The sequence below is a fragment of the Rhizobium sp. BK251 genome (assembly GCF_004345245.1).
In the GTDB taxonomy this organism is placed as follows: domain Bacteria; phylum Pseudomonadota; class Alphaproteobacteria; order Rhizobiales; family Rhizobiaceae; genus Rhizobium.
Map to the genome: position 1 here is coordinate 138,293 of NZ_SLUQ01000010.1, position 18,578 is coordinate 156,870.

Here is an 18,578-nt window from a genome sequence, read left to right on the forward strand (position 1 = left end):
AGGCGGCACCCACCAGCGCGAATGCTGGTGGGGACCACCACAGATTCCTGAGCGTCGGCCGTTTGACTCTGCGACGCGCCAATCGTCGTGCCGGCCTGCGTAGAACTCCACGAAAACCGCGAACTCTGGAACCTGTAGCGTTCATCGTCCGTTCAGGCTTGATGGTTCAGCATGACATTTAGCGAGAAGGAGTTCACAATGAAAAAGCTCTTATCCGCCCTCTCATCGGCAGTCTTGGCCGCATTTTTTGCGCTCCCGCTAAATGCCGCCCCAATCTTCGTGCCGAAACCCGAGCAAGCGCAAATCGGCTCCGTCGAACAGGTCAAAAATCGGCACAATGGTCGTTGGAACGCGAATCGCCACTGGGACCGGCGGTATGCTTGGCGTTCCTGCCGCTACTACCGCGGCTGCTACCCTCGGCAATACGGGTACCGCGGTTATCCAAGGTACTATGGGTATCCTCGATACTATGGCGGTTATCCCGGCTACTACCCATACCGGCGGTCGGGAGTGGCCATCTACTTTAATTTTTAGCAGTTAGCGCTCGTGGGTTAGCGAGAAAAGTTGCAAACATTGCGACTCTGGCGGCCACCGATCGACCCGACGTTCAAATTGATCTTCTTGACCGCAGCCGGCGGCGCGCTTTTGTTCACCTTGATTTGCGTTACCGTTCATTTGGTCCAGGGACAGGCCATGCCGCCTGCAACCGAAAAAAATGGTCAGCACGCTGCTGGACATGGCGAAGGTTGGTTTCAGCGCTGTGGTAGGCTTGTTGGGCGGGCAGGTTATGAAAAGCGGCGGCAGCCTTCGACCACACGGACGGGGAGCTGGTTAGTCGCCCCGGCGCTTGTTTGTTGCTCACGACGCCGGGGCTTTAGGACCGACGTTGGGGGTGTATCGGGCCTGGGCGACTTGATATCCCAAGGCCCACCAATGCCAAGCTGATTTTGGTTATATCCGTAACGGCTACTTACCGCGCTTTGTCTTCTTTTTCGATTCGTCCGCTGGCACCGCCAAACGCGGGTGTGAAGCTTTTGAGTCTCTGGCCCCTCGATCTCTCACTTCCGCGGAAATAAGGGGAAATGGTTCCAGCGCGACACAAGGCCTTACGGGTCAGAACAAAATTGGGGAGGGGAAGTGGGGAAGAAAGTGCCTGCGACCGAACGATCTGAAGGCAGCAGGCACTTACTTCGTAATCTGGCTCCCCGGGCCGGATTCGAACCGGCGACCTGTCGATTAACAGTCGAATGCTCTACCGCTGAGCTACCAGGGATCACTGCTTGGCGCGGTGTGTGTGGGCTAATACAAATGCTTTCCTGTTTTGCCAAGCGGTTTTTTCAAAAAAGTGCATTGTGCTTGCAATATCATCCCCAGTTCCCATCTCCTGTGGATGTCTGAGCATCATGGGAAGGCGAGAGAGGACGACGTGGGAACTGCTGCAAGCACGACGAAGTTTGGCATCGATCATACGACCGGGCACTTGGTTCTAGGTTCCCTGAGGCTTCCGTTTCCCCGCTCGCGGTTCGTAAGAATCCCGATCGGCGTCGGTTTGATCTTTGGGGGCGTTCTCGGTTTCCTGCCCATCCTTGGCTTCTGGATGCTGCCGCTCGGATTCGTGGTCCTGTCGCATGACCTTCCGGCGGTCCGGCGCCAGCGGCGGCGGCTCACCGTCTGGTGGAGCAAGCGGCGCAGGCAGGACTAGAAGGATCGGGCAGGGACCAGATCGGCGATTGCCCGGCTGCAGGCTTGCTGCCATGCCCCGGAATTTCCCTTCCATTCAGTGCCGTCCTTTTCAGCCACATGTCTCACGACCTTCGGCAGAACGGCCTCCGAACGCCGTGTCGTTGCATTCTCGACGACGAGAAGTCCCATGAAGGCGACGCCGAATCGTCGATCCAGGGCGGATCGGAGCCGGCCGAGACGCTCGCCGGTGAAGACGAACAAATCCTCGAAACTGCGTTCATGGCAGAATTGCTCGAGGTTGTTCTGCGTATTGGATATCGCGAAGATCGTCGGGCCGGTGGGACGCAGGAAGCGCTCCCTCAGATAGCTGACCTTGGCGCTGTCGGCGTGCTCGGCGGGCGCGTTCGCACTGTCGTCGACATCCTTGAAGTAGTGATAGAACCAGAGGTCTCCACGCGGCCAGAAGGAGCCCTTGCCGCGCTGAAGCTCCGCAAAGGAGGAGAGGGCGGGAATATCGTTCTCCACGAAGCTGATGACCGTCTCGATCGGCGTGATCAGCGAATCGAAATAGCCGCCGCGCCGTTCAAGAAGTGCGCCTTTGCCGAGCAGGCCCTCGATGTATTCACGGTTGTCGTCCAGCTGCCGGGCGCTCTGGCAGGAACAGCCAAGACTCACAAGCGAGATTTCGGGGCCGTAGAGAGACATCTGCGCCGTCCATGGTCACAGGCGTTACGTGTTCGAGGTCTGGAGAGACCGTCTGTCAACGGAAGGATAGGCCCGAAAAGGCTGGGGCGACAAGGCTGCGATGCGCGCATCTCGTCCTCATCGGCCACTTTGTAGAAAAAGGCACCAATCTGGGCCTCGGACGATGACTTTCGACAAGACCCGCCTGCGTCTGTGGAACAAAAATTGGCCACATTGGTTAACGGTGCGGCTTTACGATTCGGAGATCGAACATGCGCAAGCTTCCCCATGCCACGGTCCTGATTGCCTGCCTGCTTGCCTCGGCATCCTATTCCGAGGCTTTTGCAGCACTCGAAAACGATACTGACTATATTTCGCCGCTGCCACGGCCCGACGTCGACTACGCGGAGTACACAGGCTCTACCACCGACAGCGATCTTGCCGAATGCCATCCCGACTATGCGCCGGCCTTCGTCCGCGCCCCCGATGGGACGATCGTAGGCGTCGAATATCTCGAGATTTCGAGCGGCTGCTGAGGATCTGGGTCTTGGCGGCTTGCTCGCGCAGCCAGCTGGTGAAAAGGCCGACCGATTTCATCCCGAAGAGGGGCCATTTTGGCGTGACCCGTCGAGCCTGATTATTGTCGTGAAAAAACGGCCTCTATCGCGATGAAATCTCTTGCGCCAACACGATAATCATTCTAAATCCGCGCCACAGCTTGATTTTCCGAGCCTGTGAGGCCTCGTGGCGGAGTGGTGACGCAGAGGACTGCAAATCCTTGTACCCCGGTTCAATTCCGGGCGAGGCCTCCAAAAATTTCAATAACATAGCATTACCACATTGGACACATTCTCGGATGTTGTCTAAGACGTGCCTAGTTTCGGGGCGATGATTTCGGGATCGCCCTAGGCCGAGGGTTCGGCGTTGGCTGTCATCGGCTTGGGTACGGCCTGGATGCCGTGTTCGCGGAACGCGCTTTGCACGGCCGTCAATATTGCGCGACGAATCATTGACTGCTTGCCCGGCTTTGCCGTGAACTTTGCCTTGATGATCAGCGTGCCATCCTCGACGTCGCCGATGCCTTGGCTCTTGAATGGCTCGAGCAGATCGGCGGAGAGCTCCGGATCCGCCGCGATGTCCTGGCCGATCTTCTTGAAGAGTTTCCGCACCAGTTCCACGTCGGTGTCAAAAGCCACGCGGAAGGCGAATTTTTCGATCGCCCAATCGCGGCTGAAATTCTGGATCTTGCCGATCTGGCCGTAGGGCACGGTGGCGATCGAACCGCGTGAATTGCGAAGCGATACGGACCTTATCGAGATCTTTTCCACCGTTCCCTTGGCGCCGGACGTCTCGATGTATTCGCCGAAGCGGAAGGCGTCGTCGATCAGGAAGAAGAGGCCTGAGACGACGTCCTTAACGAGCGTCTGCGAGCCGAAGCCGATGGCAAGCCCGAAGACGCTCAAGCCGGTAATCAGCGGCCAGACGTTCACGCCCATGGAAACCAGGATCGAAAGCAGAGCCAGCGCAACGATGCTCGATTTCCCGACCGCACCGAGCAGCGGGACGATGGTCCCAAGCCGCGAGCGTGGCGCTTCCGGCAGGCCGTCTTCGTCGGTCGTAGTTTGTCGCCTGACGCGCAATGCGCGATCCGTCATTGATCCGACCGCGTTCCAGAGATACGCGGCCGCAAGTGCGATCAGCGCCAATCCAAACGCCTCGCGTGCGACGCTCCGCAGATCGAATCCCAATCCGAGCGCCAGCGGCGTGGCCCACAGAGCCCCCAGCATGGAAATGGCGATGATGAACAGGGCGAACCGTGCCGTCTGGCGCGCTGCTGCCGCAGCAATCGAAATATGGGGAGCCTCCAGCTTCCGCCGCGCCCAATTCCAGATCATCGCATCCAGATGCGGGGTCAAGAGGAGCATGAGGATGGTAGAGAGCACGGCCGTTCCTGGAAGCGGTGCGCCAAACGTCAATGCGGCCTGAGTGCTGATAAATGTGATGCACAGAAATACGACTACGATCGCCGGCCACCGCCTGGCGATTTGACTGCGCAACCGGCCTCTCGGTTGCGGGCCGGCGACGACGGCCGCCAGCGTTCGCCTGTGCCGCCAGACGGCCGCTGCAAAGAGGAGGTACGCCGGAATTGCCACCAGAATTGTGCGAATGAAATCCTTGATCCCCGGTCCGCTTCCCAGAATCTGCGAGGTGGTGACAAGTGCGACACCCAGCATTGCCCAGGCCATCGAGAATGACAGGTCGTGAACAAACGACAGCATACGGAAGGATCTGTGGCGCAGTTCAGGCGGCCGGGAGGCCAGCAGGATGAATTTCGTCAAGGAAAGAACGACGTAGAGGGCGACAATCGCGACCGTCCAAAGGCGCAGGGTCCGCAGGCCCACGCCCGGTGGCGCAAGGAACCGTGCGGCAACAAATCCGAGCCCGAGGGCGAGGACGACGGCCACGGCCTTGAAGAAGAAGGTTCGCCAGGCGCTGCTCGCGGCGGCTTTGCGCTTGCGAAGCCGAGCCTCCAGAAAGAACACACCTAATACCAATGCGCCGATGAGGGCGACCTGCAAACAAAGAAGGCCGAGCGAAGTGGAGGCAGCAGCCAGGGAGGAGCGCAGGGCGGAAATTTCACTGGGAATTTGCGAAAGGGCAGCCAGTCGCTCATACAATGCTGCCGAGAAATTATCGGCAGCGCGTTCGAGATCCGCCATCACTGCGTTCGCATCAACGTCAATCGCCGTCTCGTTGCTCACGTTCGAACTCTCTCATTTGGTGTGTCGTGACAAACCGTGATGGACGTCCTGAGTAATGGCGATGTCGAAGGAACCGTGAGACTGCCGGTAGGGCGCGGACCGACCGTGCGTGAGCATTGACATTCCGCAGGTGAGACTGTCCCCCGACAGCCTGTCCGGCCCCACATCGTGCGCTCCCAACTGCCGGTCAGGGCGTTGCCAGTGATATCTATTGAGGATTCTCTAATGTAGTCAATGCCTCGACCCCCTCCGTGCATGGCCTGACGGCACACTCCCTCCTGCCGGCGATGTTCTGCGAAATCGTCCAGTGACCGTGCGAGGCTACAAGTGCTTTCAACGGCTTGAGCCGAGGACCTCACGGGTGCGGGCTACGGCGTCTGCGCTCCCGTTGCCGTAACGTAAATCGAATAGAGCGACCGCGTCGCGGTGATGAACAGGCGATTGCGTCTCGGTCCGCCGAAGGTCAGGTTTGAGACCGTCTGCGGCACCTTGATCTTGCCGAGAAGCGCGCCTTCCGGGGAGAAACAATGAACGCCATCGGCGGCGCTCGTCCAGAGATTGCCCGCCGTATCCAGCCTGAAGCCGTCGGGAATGCCGCTGTCGAGGTTGCAGAAGACGCGGCCGTTGGCGAGGCGTCGGCCATCGACGACATCGAAGACGCGGATGTGGCGCGGGGCGTTGGTGTCGTGGCTCGCTGCCGAATCGGCGATGTAGAGCTTCGTTTCGTCAGGCGAGAAGGCGAGGCCGTTTGGCTGGCCGAAGTCGTCGACGACCGCATCGAGTTCGTCGGTCGCCGGATCGAGCCGATAGACGTTGCGCGTCGCCTGCTCGGGCTCGGCCCTGTAGCCTTCGTAGTCGGAGAGGATTCCGTAGGTCGGATCACTGAACCAGACGGTGCCGTCCGAGCGCACGACGACGTCGTTCGGCGAATTGAGCCGCTTGCCCCGGTAGCTGTCGGCAAGCGTGGTGATGGAGCCGTCGATCTCGGTGCGGATGACCTGGCGGCCGCCGTGCTGGCAGGAGACGAGGCGCCCCTGTCGGTCGCGCGTATTGCCATTGGTGAAGTTGGAGGCCGCGCGAAACACCGAGACGCCGCCATCCGGCACCCAGCGCATCATGCGCTGGTTCGGAATATCGCTCCAGATCAGGCAGTTGGCATCGGCGAACCAAACGGGTCCCTCTGCCCAGCGGCATCCGGAATAGAGCTCCTCCAACGCGGCGCTCCCGACAACCAGATGGCGAAAGCGCGGATCGTGGATTTCCAAGACGGATTGGTTTTCCTGCGGCATCGTGCGCCCCTCCCGTGGCGTTGTCCTCGGCCCCGCCTCTGAAGTCGCGCTCATCGATGCGCAAGCGGTCCGCTGCAGAATGACTTCGTAGCGCCAATCGGGGACGCTGGCCAGAGGCGCCGGCAGGGGCGGCGCCTCTGGCAATGTGCTATATCAGAGCGCTGCCTCGGGATGCGGCGAGCCGTCATAGGCGCCCCAGATCGACTGGTCGAAGCAGATCACCGAACCGGTCATCAACCCCGATTCGTCGGACGACAGGTAGGCGCAGGCGCGGGCGACCTCCTGCGGGTCGACGAGCCTGCCGAAAGGCTGGGCCGCTGCCGCCTTCGCGAGCCAGTCGGCTGGCGCGTCGTGAAATTCGCGTTGGATGCGATCCTCTCCCTCCGATGCCATCCAGCCTATGTTGAGCCCGTTCACCCGGATGCGGTTGCGCAGCAGCGCATAGGCCGTGTTCTTGGTGAGCGTTTCCAAGGCTCCCTTCGAGGCGCAATAGGCGGCGATGAAGGGCTGGCCGGCCTTGGCCGACATCGATCCGATGTTGACGATCGTGCCCTCGATCTTCTCGCGTCGCATGATCTTCACCGTCTCCTGCATAAGGAAGAACGGCGCGCGGACATTGATGGCGAACATGGAGTCGAAGAGTTCCGGGCTGGTGTCGAGGATAGTGCCGCGGTCGGTTATAGCGGCGGCATTGACCAGCGCATCGACGCGTCCGAAGACCTGGTCGCAGGTGAGAACGACGTTCCGTGCGTCTTCGACATTGGCGAGGTCGGCTTTGACATAGACGACCTTCGCTCCTGTTTTTTCCTCGATCTCGGCCGCCTTTGCCTTGCCCTTTGCTTCGTTGCGACCGCAGATGACGATGCCCTTGGCGCCGCGGTCTGCGAAGAGCCGCGCGATGCTTGCGCCGAGCCCCTGCGTGCCTCCGGTTACGATGGCGATCTTGCCTTCAAGGCTGCCGTGGTTTGCTGTCATGTCCATTCCTCCCTCGTGGATCTGTTTGATATGCGAACAGCCCCTCGCGATGCGAGAGGCTGGTTTCTTGAAGTAATGCGTCTTCAGCTGAGCTTCTTGTTTGCCTGTTCCGCAAGTGCCCGCGTGAAGGCCTCGTCGCTCCAATCTTCCCTCAGTGCCTCGTGCATGAGTTGGGCCTGCGTCTTCGGCGCCAGGCCGCCGAGCGGCGGATCACGGTCGAGGTTGGTCGGGAAGGAATAGCCCTCCGCGCAGGCGGCGACGGCATTGGCAATTTCGGCTGGTGAAAGCTTGCCCGATTCTGCGGACGCCTTGAGCGCCGGGAAGAGCACGGAGCTCATGCGCTCGCGATTGACGGTCTCCATGGCTCGCCCGAAGGCCGAGGATACTTGCAGGAGGTTCGCCACGCGCTTGATGTCCTTGGAGCGGTTCGTGCCGGCGGCGTGAAACAGCGCCGGATTGAAGAAGACCACGTCGCCCTTTTCAAGCGGCAGCTGCACATGGTTGTTCTCGAAATAATCCCTGAATTCCTGCCGCTTGAGTGCGAGATAGCCCGACAGGTAGGTCTGGCTGTAGGGCAGGAAGAGGGTGGGACCGCTTTCGAGCGGCATGTCGCAATGGGCGACGGCTCCCTGCAGGGTCAGGACCGGCGAAAGCCTGTGGACGTGGGCCGGAAACCGCTCGATGACCGCCGAGGTCTGGAAACCAAGATGATAGTCGCGATGAGCCGACTGGGCAGTGCCGCCCGGATTGACGCGATTGACCTGCGCCGTCATCTGGTAGTCGGGGCCGAGCCAGGCTTCGCTGGCGAGCGCCACGATCGCGTTGCCGTAATAGGCAGCGAAATTTGCCGGATCAGCGAGGCAGTGCTTCTCGAGGGAATTCCAGATGCGGTCATTGGCGCCGGGTTTGGCGAAATGGTCGCCGCCGCCGGTCGAGGTGCGATGCTGCTCCTCGATGATGCCGTCGAAAATCCGACTCGCCGCGTCGATGGTCCCGAGGTCGATATAGGCACGCTTGAAGACGACGACGCCGGGACCGATCCCGAATGCTTCGCAAATCTCTGCCAGGATCGCGCGGCGGCCCTCCGGCGTAGATGCCGTGTCGATGACCCGGCGCGCATCATAGATCAGTACGTTTTTTTCAACGGCAGTTGCATGGGGGTAGTCGCCGAGCCTGGTCGTCTGCTCCGCCAGCGCGCGAAACTCTTCGAGGTCGCAAGCGTCTTCAGTGAGCCAGACGCGGTCGCTGCGCAATTTCGTTTGGTTGTCGGTTTTCACTGTGTGCCTCCCGTCACATTGATCCTATGGCCGAACTATACGCGCCGGGCGGATGTGTTATAGATCAGGAATCCATCAAAAAACCATCAGAGCGGATTTCGTGGCGCATCCCTTCCTCGTCAAGGACATCGCCTTTCAGGCCGGTCTCAGCACCGCCACGGTCGATCGCGTCCTCAATGGCAGGCCGGGCGTGCGCCACCAGACGGAAATGCGCGTGAGGGCTGCGATCACCGAACTCGAGCAACAGACCGGCGCAATCGCGACCGGCCGCACCCTGGTGATCGATGTGGTCATGGAGGCGCCACAGCGCTTCACCGAGGCGGTGCGCGCCGCCTTCGAAGCGGAAGTCGCAACCTTCCTGCCGACCGTATTCCGTTGCCGCTTTCACTTCGCCGAGGTGATGCGCGCCGCCGATCTTTTCCAGCTCATCGACCGCATCCGCCTGCGCGGGACCCACGGCCTCGTCTTGAAGGCGCCGGATATCCCTGAAATCGTCGAAGCGGTGGCACGGGCCGATCGTGCAAGCATCCCTGTCGTCACCCTGGTGACCGACCTTCCGAATGCGCCGCGCACCACCTATGCCGGGGCGGACAACCGCGCCGCGGGAGAGACTGCGGCCTATCTGATCGGCGAGTATTTTCAAGGCGAAGCCGGGAAGGTCCTCGTGACACTCTCCAGCGGGCGATTTCGCGGCGAGGAGGAGCGGGAAATCGGCTTTCGGCGAACCATCCGCGAACGCTATCCCAATCTCGGGATTGTCGAGATCAGCGAAGGGCATGGCACCGATGCCGCCACAGGCGGACTTGCTGCCTCAGCACTTGCTCGCGACCCGGCAGTCAATGCCGTCTATTCGATCGGCGGTGGCAACCGGGCGGTGCTCGCCGCCTTCGAAGCGGCGGGCAGGGTGCTCCGCATATTCGTGGCCCATGATCTTGATATGGACAACCGCGCGCTCCTGCGGGAAAGGCGCGTCACCTTCGTGCTGCACCATGATCTGAGGAGCGATGCGCGGTCGGCCTTCCGTGCCATCATGGCCCGTGCGCTCGGCGCAAGGTCGACGGCGCCCGCGCACCTCTCGTCCGTCGGCATCATCACGCCATACAACGTGCCGGCGGAGGAATGAGCCTCAGATGCCGAAGGTCTGCATGAGGGCAGACATGCGCTTCGTCGCAAGCTCCGGCTTGTCCAGCACGTTTGCCTTGTCGGCGAGCCGGAAGACATCGGCGTAGTGCAGCATGCCGCGCGCCGACTGCATGCCGGCCGGCATCGTGAAATGCGCCTGATGGCCATTCAGCCAGGCGAGGAAGACGACGCCGGCCTTGTAGTATTGCGTCGGCGCCTCGAAGATCTTGCGCGACAGCGGCACAGTCGGCGCGATCACATCGCGGAACGTCTGCGTGTCGCCGGCGGCAAGGGCGGCAAGGGCCTTCGACGCCGAAGGGGCGACCGCATCGAAAATGCCGAGCAGGGCATGACTGTGGCGCTCTCCGTCGCCTTCGATCAGATCGGCATAGTTGAAGTCGTCGCCCGTGAAGCAAAGCACGCCCTTCGGCAGCCCGTTGCGCAGCGCGATCTCCTTGCCGTGGTCGAGGAGCGATATCTTGATACCCTCCACCTTGTCGGCATTCTCCTCGATGATGGAGAGGACCGCCTTCAGCGCCTCATCGAAGCGCGCCGATCCCCAATAGCCGGCAAGCTGCGGGTCGAACATGTCGCCGAGCCAGTGCAGGATAACCTTGTCCTTGGTCCGGCGCAGGATGCGCCCATAGACCAGGCGGTAGTCATCGGCCGAGGTCGCTATGCGTGCGAGCGCACGGCTCGCCATCAGGATCGCGCGGCCGCCATGCTTTTCGACGAATTCCACCTGAGTCTCGTAAGCGCGAATGACGTCATCGAGCGAGCGGGCATCGACCGGCGCCAGGTGATCGGTGCCAGCGCCGCAGGCGAGATCGGCGCCGGGCACGGCGCGGGCCGCATCGATCGCGCGGCGGATGAGTTCTTGTGCTCCCGCCCAGTCGAGTCCCATGCCGCGCTGCGATGTGTCCATCGCCTCGGCAATCTTGAAGCCAAGCTTCCAGAGATGATGGCGGAAGGCGATCGTCGTATCCCAGTCGATGGCGGGCCGGCCCCAGGGGTCGAGGTCGCGTGACGGGTCGGAGACCACGTGGGCAGCCGCATAGGCGATGCGGCTGAAGCGGGGCGGTTCGGCCGGGCGCTCCAGCGGCGTGCCGGTCAGGGCATAGGTTTCCACGGTGCCATTGTCGGTCGGAAGCTTCAGCATGGATGGTCATCTCCTCCAGATATTTTTCGACGAATAATTTAGATCGTTCCAAATTTCAATGGGAAATCTAAAGGGGATATTAGGCTTCGCGTCCCGTGTCCGGTGGACGTACAGTTTTATAAGAAGAGAATAAAGCGATATAAATCAAAATGATGAATAAGTGCGCTAGCCTGGTTTGCGCGTGTGGAAGAGGCTCATGATCACTGTCGAATTTTTACGCTTGACTTTGTTGGAACGTTCCAATTATTTAAGAACCAACGGGGAGGAGACCCGGAGGAGGATTCATGGCTAAGGGAAGGGTGACGGTCGTCGATATCGCGAACGCTGTAGGCGTGTCGAAGTCGACTGTCTCGCTCGTCCTGCAGGCGAGCCCCCTCGTCAATGAGGCGACGCGGACCAAGGTGATGGCTGCGATCCGCGACCTTGGCTACGTCTACAATCGCAGCGCCGCGAACCTGCGTCAGTCCACCTCGAAGATCATCGGCATGGTCGTCAACGACCTCACCAACAGCTTCTTTGCGGAACTGGCGGTCGGTGTCGACATGGTCGTGCAGTCTGCGGAATACGTGCAGTTCCTTGCCAATACCGGCGAAAGCATCGATCGGCAGCGCGAGGTCGTGGCCTCGATGCGCGAGCACGGAATTTCGGGGCTCATCATTTCGCCGGCCCGCGGCACGGAAGCTGCCGATTTCAAGTCGTTCGTCGGTTCGGGGATCCCCGTCGTGCTCGTGGTACGCAACGTGCCGGGCGCCAAGGTTTCCTCCCTGGTCTCAGACAATCACGCGGGCTCCTTTGCGGGTGTCGAGCACTTGGCGGGGCTTGGCCATACCAGGATCGCTTTCCTTGGTGGCTTTCCCGACACGGCGGTCTTCAGCGAGCGCTTCCACGGTTATCGCGATGCGCTCTCGCGGTTGGGCATTCCGTTCGATGAAAGCCTTGTGGTCGGATCGGCGCCGTCGCGCGCGGGCGGCGTCGAGGCAATCGAGCGGGCGATGCTGCTCGCCGAAAAGCCGACGGCGGCTGTCTGCTTCAATGATGCCGTTGCATTCGGCGTCTGCGATGGCTTGCGGTCGAGGCGCATGGAACCCGGTCTGGACTTCGCGGTCGTCGGCTTTGACGATGTCATCGAGGCGAAGACGGCGGTGCCGGCGCTGACGACGATATCCGTCGATCCGCAGGGCATGGGAAGACGGGCGGCGCAGCTGCTCCTGAAACAGATCAATTCGGGCAAGGTGGAGGCCGAGAGCATCGTCAGTTCGGTACGGCTCGTGGTTCGACAGAGCTGTGGTGCTCAATTCGGAAAGGCCGAGAGGAGGATGGCGCAATGACAAGGTGGGGTCTGATCGGGGCAAGCACGATCGCGAAGGAATGGGTGATCGGCGCCATCCGCGCCAAGGGCGGCGAAGCAGTTTCGGTGATGAGCACCGATGCGGGGCGTGGAAACGCCTATGCCGCTGAGAACGGCATCGCAAAATCCGTGACCAGCGTGGATGAACTCGTCAACGATCCGAATGTCGATGCCGTCTATATCTCAACGACCAACGAACTGCATCGCGACCAGACGCTTGCGGCGGTAAGGGCTGGAAAACACGTGCTTTGCGAAAAGCCGTTGGCGCTCAGTCTCGACGACGCAAAGGCGATGGTAACGGCTGCAAAGAATGCCGGCGTCGTGATGGGCACCAATCATCACCTGCGCAATGCCGGAAGCATTCGCGCCATTCGCGATGTCGTCGCCTCTGGCCGCATCGGCAAGCCGCTTTCCGCTCGCGTCTTTCACTCGGTCTACCTGTCGCCGCATCTTCATGGCTGGCGTCTCGACAAGCCGGAGGCGGGCGGCGGGGTCATCCTCGACATCACCGTTCATGATACCGACACGCTGCGCTTCGTTCTCGGCGAGGACCCTGTCGAGGCCGTGGCCCTTACTCAGCAGGGCGGTCTCGGCAAGGCAGGTCTGGAAGACGGCGTCATGGGCGTGCTGCGCTTCAAGTCCGGCATTATCGCCCAGTTCCACGATGGATTCACCACCAAGTACGCCGACACCGGCTTCGAGGTCCACGGCACGGAGGGCTCGATCATCGGTCGCAACATCATGACCCAGCGGCCTATTGGCCGGCTGACGCTGCGAACGGCAGACGGCGAGGCTGACCTGCCCTTTGAGCACACCAACCTCTACGAGACCGCGCTCGCGGCCTTTCATGCCGCCATCGCCGGCAACGGCAGTCCTGCTGCGACCGGAGAGGACGGCGTCTGGTCGCTTGCGACCGGCCTCGCCGTTGTTCAGGCGGCGGCGACCGGTGCGGCCGTGAAGATCGACCCGAAACTTTGAGACTGACGATGAGCAAGTATATTTCATCCGCGCAGGCGGCTGCCCTGATACCCGACGATGCCGTCGTCTCCGTCTCGTCGTCGAGCGGCCTCGGCTGCCCCGACCTGATGCTGAAGGCGATCGGCGAGCGTTTCGATGAGACGGGCCACCCGCGAAACTTGACGACCCTGCATCCGATCGCCGCAGGCGACATGAGCGGCATCAAGGGCGTCGATCACATCGCCAAGAAGGGTCTTCTGAAGAAGATCATCGGCGGCTCTTATCCATCCGGGCCGTCTACAGCCGAACCGCCGGTGATCTGGCAGATGATCGGCAACAACGAGGTCGCCGCCTACAACGTCCCCTCCGGCATCCTCTTCGACATGCATCGGGAGGCCGCGGCCAAGCGGCCGGGCGTCATGACGAAGATCGGTCTGGAGACCTTCGTCGATCCGCGACGGGAAGGCTGTGCCATGAATGCGGCAGCCGCCTCCGAGCCGGTGGTCAAGAGGATCGAATTCGAGGGCGAGGAATGGCTCTATTTCAAGGCCATCGCGCCGCAGGTGGCGATCATCCGCGCGACGACGGCCGATGAACGCGGCAATCTGACCTATGAGCACGAAGGTGCCTATCTCGGCGGGCTCGACCAGGCGCTCGCAGCGCGCAACAACGGCGGCATCGTCATCGCGCAGGTGAAGCGGATCGCAAAGGAAGGCTCGCTGAAGCCGCATGATGTGCGCGTGCCCGGCGTGCTGGTCGACTATGTGGTCGTCGATCCCGAGCAGAAGCAGACGACCCAGACACTCTACGATCCGGCTATATCCGGCGAGATCTTCCGTCCGCTCGATAGCTTCCGGGTGCCGGAGTTCAACATCCAGAAGGTCATTGCACGCCGCGTGGCGCAGGAGCTTCAGTCCGGCAGCGCAGTCAACCTCGGCTTCGGGATATCGGCCAACGTGCCGCGAATACTTATGGAGGAAGGCCTGCATGGTGCGGTGACCTGGGTGATCGAACAAGGAGCCGTCGGCGGTGTGCCGCTCCTCGATTTCGCCTTCGGCTGCGCCTCGAATGCCGACGCGTTCATGCCGTCGCCCTATCAGTTCACCTATTTCCAGGGCGCCGGCTTCGACGCCTCGCTGCTTTCCTTCCTCGAGATCGGCCGCGACGGGTCGGTGAACGTCTCAAAGCTCTCTTTCCGTCCGCATGTGACGGCGGGCGCCGGCGGCTTTGTCGATATCACCGCCCGCGCCAGGAAGATCGTCTTCTCGGGCATGTTCAATGCCGGCGCCAAGCTTTCGGTCGAGGGCGGCCGGCTGGCGATCGAGAAGGAAGGCAAGCTGAAGAAGCTGGTCAACGCCGTCGAGCACGTGACCTTTTCGGGACCGCGCGGCGTCGCGCAGGGCCAGGACATCACCTATGTCACCGAGCGGTGCGTGATGAAACTGACACCCGCCGGTATCGTGGTCACGGAGATCGCGCCGGGGGTCGATCTCAAGGCGCATGTCCTCGATCAGTCCGAGTTCCCGCTGATCGTCTCGGACGACCTGAAGGTCATGGATGCAGGACTGTTCCACGAGGCGCCGATCGGCCTGACGCTTGCGGCAAAGCCGAAGCGCATGCTCGGGGGGGAGGTCGGCAATGGCTGAGGTCAAGGTTTCCATCGAGCGCGCAATCGCGATCATGACGGTCTCGCGCCCCGAGAAGCTCAACGCCTTCGACCTCGACATGCTGAAGTCGCTGGCATCTGCCTGCGACGAGGTCGAAGCGAATGCGGTGGTGCGTGTGGCCATCCTGACCGGCGAAGGCAAGGCCTTTTCGGCAGGCGGCGACATCAAGGCCTGGGGCGGCATGCGAGCGGAGGAGTTCGGTCATGCCTGGGTCCGCTTCGGCCACCGGGTCTTCGAGCGGCTGGCGACGATGCGGATGCCCGTGATCGCAGCGATCAACGGCCACGCGCTTGGTGGCGGGCTGGAACTCGCAGCGGCCGCCGATATCCGCATCGCGGAGGCACAGGTGAAGATCGGCCTGCCTGAGACCAGCCTCGGCATGGTGCCCGGCTGGTCCGGCACGCAGCGGCTGGTCAGGCGCTTCGGTGCCCAGATCGTCAGGCGCATGGCGCTCGGTGGCGAGATGTTTTCCGCGGAGGAGGCCTTGCGGCACGGGCTCATCGATTCGGTCGTCGAGACCGGCACGGTGCTGTCCGCGGCAAGGGACTATGCTGCACGGATCGCACAGCGCGGGCCGGCTGCGGTAGAGATCTGCAAGCTGATGATTGCCTCCGCAAACGGGGAAGACAACGGAATGGCCGTAGAGGCGCTGGGAGGTATCCTCGCGGCGAAGACGGGTGATCTCAGGGAGGGCGTTGCGGCCTTCGGCGAGAAGCGTTCCGCGCAATTCAAGGGAGAATGGTAATGACGGTTCTTGTGAAGCCGCAGAAGCTCGCCGACGTGAAGGTCCGCGAATTCAGCATGCTGATCGACGGAAAATGGGTGGAAGGCGTGGAGGCCGGCACGATCGAGCGCGTGGCGCCGAGCCATGGCGTGACCGTCAGCCGCTACAAGTCGGCGACGAAGGACGACGCTCATCGCGCCATCGCCGCCGCCCGCAAGGCGTTCGATACGGGCCATTGGCCGCGCATGACCGCTGCGGAGCGGGCCGGCGTCCTCCTGAAGGCGGCCGATATGATTTCGGCACGGGCCGATGAGATCGCCTATCTCGACGCGATCGAGGCCGGCAAGCCGATCACCCAGACGCGCGGCGAGATCGCCGGCGCCGTCGACATCTGGCGCTATGCGGCAGCCCTTGCACGCGACCTGCACGGCGAGAGCTACAATACGCTTGGCGAGGGCACGCTGGGTGTCGTGCTGCGCGAGGCGATCGGCGTCGTCTCGATCATCACGCCCTGGAACTTCCCCTTCCTGATCGTCAGCCAGAAGCTTCCCTTCGCTCTTGCCGCCGGCTGCACGGCGGTCGTCAAACCCTCGGAGCTTACCTCCGGATCGACCCTACTGCTCGGCGAGATTCTGATGGAGGCTGGCGTGCCCGCGGGCGTCGTCAACATCATCGTTGGAACCGGAGCGGAGGCTGGCGTGCCGATGACCAGCCATCCCGATGTCGACATGGTGTCCTTCACCGGCTCGACGGGCGTCGGACGCTTGACCATGGCGAATGCCGCGCAGACCCTGAAGAAGGTTTCGCTCGAGCTTGGCGGCAAGAATCCGCAGATCGTCTTCCCGGATGCTGATCTGGATGCCTTCGTGGACGCTGCCGTGTTCGGCGGCTATTTCAATGCCGGCGAGTGCTGCAATGCCGGGTCGCGGCTGATCGTCCATCGTGAGATCGTCAAGGATGTCACGGCCCGCATTGCGGCTCTTTCGGAGAAAGTAAGGGTCGGCGATCCGCTCGATCCATCGACGCAGGTGGGCGCGATCATCACGCCGCAGCATCTCCAGAAGATCCAGGGCTATGTCTCAGGCGCCGCAGGCGGTGGCGCGACGGTTGCCCACGGCGGCAGCCAGATCGATTTCGGCTTCGGCCAGTTCATGGCGCCCACGATCCTTTCCGACGTAAAGCCGGAAATGGCGGTCGCGCGCGAGGAGATCTTCGGCCCGGTACTCTCGGTCCTGACCTTCGGGAAGACGGAAGAGGCGATCCAGATCGCAAATTCCGTCGACTACGGCCTGTCGGCCGGCGTTTGGAGCAAGGATTTCGACACCTGCCTGACGATCGGGCGAAGGGTGCGTGCCGGCACGATCTGGATGAACACCTTCATGGATGGCGCTTCCGAGCTTCCCTTCGGGGGCTACCGGCAATCCGGCCTGGGACGCGAACTCGGGCGGCATGCCGTGGAGGACTATACCGAGACGAAGACGCTGAACATGCATATCGGTGCACGCACCGGCTGGTGGATGCCGCGTTAGTCGCACGAGAGGGCGAGGAGGCCACGAGATGGAGGGGAGATTGGCAATGCACAGCGAAGCAACAGTTCAGGCTTCAGCCGGCATTGCCCTGCGTCGGAAAGCCGAACTGAGGCGCCTGCAGCAGATGCAGGTCTCCCGCCTCGGGCTGGCCGATGCGCTGCAGGAGAATGTGCCCGAGCTCCTCGCCAGCCGCGGTCAGATCCTCGTAGATCGTGTCGATCTTCGGCTGAATTTGCGTCAGCAGTCGCGACGTCTGCTTCGCGACGATGTCGTAGTCGACGCCGAGCGTCCGGCCGGCGTCGCTGAGAGCGCTGATGGCTGCAAGGGCGGAGACTTCGCCGGGACAGATCAGCCCGTCCGGCGCGTCGGGATCAGCCGCGCGGCGGGCGATATGCTCAAGGAGTGCGTCGGCCGGCGAATCGAGGTCGATACCCTCGGGGATTTCATAGGCGATACCGGCTTCGCGCACGGCCGTCATGAAGCCGTGCAGCATGTGCTGGCAGAAGGTGAGGCGCTTCGGCGGCAGGATGATCGAGACTTTCTTGCGGCGCTTGAAGATCAGGCGACGGGTCGCCTCGTAGGCAAAGGCGAAATTGTCGTAGTCCACGAAGGGATGCGGCGTGGAGAACTCGGTCCGGCCGTGGGAAGCGAACGGGAAGCCGTTCTCCAGGAGCAGGCGGACACGTCCGTCGAGCGGCTCGGTGCGGGAAAAGATCAGACCATCGGCGAGATTGTTGCGTATGATGTGCTCGACGGCTTCCACGTTGCTGGTCGCAAGGAAATTCGGCGCGACGATCAGGTGGTAGGAAGTATTCTGCAGGGCCTTGGTAATGCCGTACATGATCGACGTCCCGAAGCCGACCACCTCCTCGTGCGGGTCGAGCAGGATGCAGATGACATTTGTGCGCCCGGTCTTCAGGCGCTGGGCGGCTCGATCCGGCAGATAGCCGATGTCACGGGCAACCTGGTGGACCCGCTGGCGAGTCTCGAAGGAAATTTGCGGCGCGTCGCTAAGGGCACGCGAAATGGTGGTGACGGCGAGGCCAGTCAGCTCGGCGATGGTGCGCAAGGTCGGCTTGCCACGCTTTTGCGCGATGTCCTGACTTTCGATGCGTCCGGGCTTCTGCGTATCGGTCAACGGGGCTTTCCTGAGAGATGTGCAGCCGCGCACCATATAGGCGCGAAATGCGATAGGCAATCGGCTAATGCAAACGTTTTAAATGCTGCATCGCGAAGAATGCATGCCCAAAAAATAGCCGAAAATACCCCCGTTAACCTTGGATTGCGGGCCGTTTCTGAAGTCTTTCCGCGGGGCTTGACGCGGGATGATTTATAACGTTTTAAATGAGCACCGGCGGCTGGGAGGCCGCGGTGATTTTGTGTTCGGCCGGGAGCTGGACAC

16 protein-coding genes and 2 tRNA genes are annotated in these 18,578 nt (G+C 61.9%); 10 read left to right on the forward strand and 8 right to left on the reverse strand.

The window, feature by feature from the left end; all coding sequences use genetic code 11:
- Nucleotides 1-198: 198 nt before the first annotated feature.
- The gene (locus EV286_RS32520; RefSeq protein ID WP_132959987.1) at nucleotides 199-534 is read left to right on the forward strand and encodes a hypothetical protein; all 336 of its coding nucleotides are present in this window, start codon (nucleotides 199-201) and stop codon (nucleotides 532-534) included.
- Nucleotides 535-1,198: 664 nt separating this feature from the next.
- On the opposite strand, the gene EV286_RS25530 is transcribed toward EV286_RS32520, so the two are convergent.
- A tRNA-Asn gene (locus EV286_RS25530) sits at nucleotides 1,199-1,273 on the reverse strand.
- 153 nt (nucleotides 1,274-1,426) lie between these two features.
- Here EV286_RS25530 and EV286_RS25535 point away from each other — a divergent pair.
- On the forward strand, nucleotides 1,427-1,702 hold the full coding sequence (locus tag EV286_RS25535) for a hypothetical protein (RefSeq protein ID WP_245500824.1): 276 nt from the start codon (nucleotides 1,427-1,429) through the stop codon (nucleotides 1,700-1,702).
- Here the strand turns inward: EV286_RS25535 and EV286_RS25540 are convergent.
- The gene (locus tag EV286_RS25540; RefSeq protein WP_132959989.1) at nucleotides 1,699-2,388 is read right to left on the reverse strand and encodes a hypothetical protein; all 690 of its coding nucleotides are present in this window, start codon (nucleotides 2,386-2,388) and stop codon (nucleotides 1,699-1,701) included. The two genes, EV286_RS25535 and EV286_RS25540, sit on opposite strands and share 4 nt — an antisense overlap.
- A 251-nt stretch (nucleotides 2,389-2,639) precedes the next feature.
- Between EV286_RS25540 and EV286_RS25545 the strand changes: the two genes are divergently transcribed.
- Nucleotides 2,640-2,903: a hypothetical protein gene (locus EV286_RS25545; protein WP_132959990.1), complete on the forward strand. Its 264-nt coding sequence runs from the start codon at nucleotides 2,640-2,642 to the stop codon at nucleotides 2,901-2,903.
- A 202-nt stretch (nucleotides 2,904-3,105) separates the two neighbouring features.
- Nucleotides 3,106-3,179, forward strand: a tRNA-Cys gene (locus tag EV286_RS25550).
- A 93-nt stretch (nucleotides 3,180-3,272) separates the two neighbouring features.
- Here the strand turns inward: EV286_RS25550 and EV286_RS25555 are convergent.
- The 4 genes from EV286_RS25555 to EV286_RS25570 form a co-directional block, all read right to left on the reverse strand.
- Nucleotides 3,273-5,129: a mechanosensitive ion channel family protein gene (locus tag EV286_RS25555; protein ID WP_132959991.1), complete on the reverse strand. Its 1,857-nt coding sequence runs from the start codon at nucleotides 5,127-5,129 to the stop codon at nucleotides 3,273-3,275.
- A gap of 368 nt (nucleotides 5,130-5,497) precedes the next feature.
- The gene (locus EV286_RS25560) at nucleotides 5,498-6,418 is read right to left on the reverse strand and encodes an SMP-30/gluconolactonase/LRE family protein (protein ID WP_132959992.1); all 921 of its coding nucleotides are present in this window, start codon (nucleotides 6,416-6,418) and stop codon (nucleotides 5,498-5,500) included.
- Nucleotides 6,419-6,571: 153 nt separating this feature from the next.
- Entirely contained in the window at nucleotides 6,572-7,393 is an 822-nt protein-coding gene (locus tag EV286_RS25565) for an SDR family oxidoreductase (RefSeq protein ID WP_132959993.1), read from the reverse strand.
- An 83-nt stretch (nucleotides 7,394-7,476) separates the two neighbouring features.
- Nucleotides 7,477-8,670, reverse strand: a complete 1,194-nt coding sequence (locus EV286_RS25570; protein ID WP_132959994.1) for a phytanoyl-CoA dioxygenase family protein — start codon at nucleotides 8,668-8,670, stop codon at nucleotides 7,477-7,479.
- A gap of 100 nt (nucleotides 8,671-8,770) precedes the next feature.
- On the opposite strand from EV286_RS25570, the gene EV286_RS25575 reads away from it, so the two are divergent.
- Nucleotides 8,771-9,793: a LacI family DNA-binding transcriptional regulator gene (locus EV286_RS25575; protein ID WP_132959995.1), complete on the forward strand. Its 1,023-nt coding sequence runs from the start codon at nucleotides 8,771-8,773 to the stop codon at nucleotides 9,791-9,793.
- A 3-nt stretch (nucleotides 9,794-9,796) separates the two neighbouring features.
- Here the strand turns inward: EV286_RS25575 and EV286_RS25580 are convergent, their stop codons facing one another.
- Nucleotides 9,797-10,951: a dihydrodipicolinate synthase family protein gene (locus EV286_RS25580; protein ID WP_132959996.1), complete on the reverse strand. Its 1,155-nt coding sequence runs from the start codon at nucleotides 10,949-10,951 to the stop codon at nucleotides 9,797-9,799.
- A gap of 284 nt (nucleotides 10,952-11,235) precedes the next feature.
- On the opposite strand from EV286_RS25580, the gene EV286_RS25585 reads away from it, so the two are divergent.
- The 5 genes from EV286_RS25585 to EV286_RS25605 are packed head-to-tail and all read left to right on the forward strand — an operon-like array spanning nucleotide 11,236 to nucleotide 17,176.
- Entirely contained in the window at nucleotides 11,236-12,279 is a 1,044-nt protein-coding gene (locus EV286_RS25585) for a LacI family DNA-binding transcriptional regulator (RefSeq protein ID WP_132959997.1), read from the forward strand.
- On the forward strand, nucleotides 12,276-13,277 hold the full coding sequence (locus EV286_RS25590; protein WP_132959998.1) for a Gfo/Idh/MocA family oxidoreductase: 1,002 nt from the start codon (nucleotides 12,276-12,278) through the stop codon (nucleotides 13,275-13,277). The genes EV286_RS25585 and EV286_RS25590 overlap by 4 nt, the downstream gene beginning before the upstream one ends.
- The gene (locus EV286_RS25595) at nucleotides 13,274-14,902 is read left to right on the forward strand and encodes an acyl CoA:acetate/3-ketoacid CoA transferase (RefSeq protein WP_165932935.1); all 1,629 of its coding nucleotides are present in this window, start codon (nucleotides 13,274-13,276) and stop codon (nucleotides 14,900-14,902) included. Before EV286_RS25590 ends, EV286_RS25595 begins: the two co-directional genes overlap by 4 nt.
- Nucleotides 14,895-15,668 carry an enoyl-CoA hydratase/isomerase family protein gene (locus tag EV286_RS25600; RefSeq protein WP_132959999.1) on the forward strand — a complete coding sequence of 258 codons (774 nt, stop codon included), beginning with the start codon at nucleotides 14,895-14,897 and terminating at the stop codon, nucleotides 15,666-15,668. The genes EV286_RS25595 and EV286_RS25600 overlap by 8 nt, the downstream gene beginning before the upstream one ends.
- Nucleotides 15,668-17,176, forward strand: coding sequence for an aldehyde dehydrogenase family protein (locus EV286_RS25605; RefSeq protein ID WP_132960000.1), 1,509 nt, complete (start codon nucleotides 15,668-15,670; stop codon nucleotides 17,174-17,176). The genes EV286_RS25600 and EV286_RS25605 overlap by 1 nt, the downstream gene beginning before the upstream one ends.
- A 73-nt stretch (nucleotides 17,177-17,249) precedes the next feature.
- Here EV286_RS25605 and EV286_RS25610 read toward each other — a convergent pair whose 3' ends face one another.
- Nucleotides 17,250-18,314 carry a LacI family transcriptional regulator gene (locus tag EV286_RS25610; protein ID WP_132960001.1) on the reverse strand — a complete coding sequence of 355 codons (1,065 nt, stop codon included), beginning with the start codon at nucleotides 18,312-18,314 and terminating at the stop codon, nucleotides 17,250-17,252.
- Between the last annotated feature and the right edge of the window lie 264 nt (nucleotides 18,315-18,578).

What these genes read in the sequence shown, in the direction of transcription:
- EV286_RS25565 (WP_132959993.1), bottom strand. Translation starts at nt 7,393, where the DNA reads ATGACAGCAAACCACGGCAGCCTTGAAGGCAAGATCGCCATCGTAACC.
- EV286_RS25585 (WP_132959997.1), top strand. Translation starts at nt 11,236, where the DNA reads ATGGCTAAGGGAAGGGTGACGGTCGTCGATATCGCGAACGCTGTAGGC.
- EV286_RS25545 (WP_132959990.1), top strand. Translation starts at nt 2,640, where the DNA reads ATGCGCAAGCTTCCCCATGCCACGGTCCTGATTGCCTGCCTGCTTGCC.
- EV286_RS25590 (WP_132959998.1), top strand. Translation starts at nt 12,276, where the DNA reads ATGACAAGGTGGGGTCTGATCGGGGCAAGCACGATCGCGAAGGAATGG.
- EV286_RS25600 (WP_132959999.1), top strand. Translation starts at nt 14,895, where the DNA reads ATGGCTGAGGTCAAGGTTTCCATCGAGCGCGCAATCGCGATCATGACG.
- EV286_RS25605 (WP_132960000.1), top strand. Translation starts at nt 15,668, where the DNA reads ATGACGGTTCTTGTGAAGCCGCAGAAGCTCGCCGACGTGAAGGTCCGC.
- EV286_RS25560 (WP_132959992.1), bottom strand. Translation starts at nt 6,418, where the DNA reads ATGCCGCAGGAAAACCAATCCGTCTTGGAAATCCACGATCCGCGCTTT.
- EV286_RS32520 (WP_132959987.1), top strand. Translation starts at nt 199, where the DNA reads ATGAAAAAGCTCTTATCCGCCCTCTCATCGGCAGTCTTGGCCGCATTT.
- EV286_RS25580 (WP_132959996.1), bottom strand. Translation starts at nt 10,951, where the DNA reads ATGCTGAAGCTTCCGACCGACAATGGCACCGTGGAAACCTATGCCCTG.
- EV286_RS25540 (WP_132959989.1), bottom strand. Translation starts at nt 2,388, where the DNA reads ATGTCTCTCTACGGCCCCGAAATCTCGCTTGTGAGTCTTGGCTGTTCC.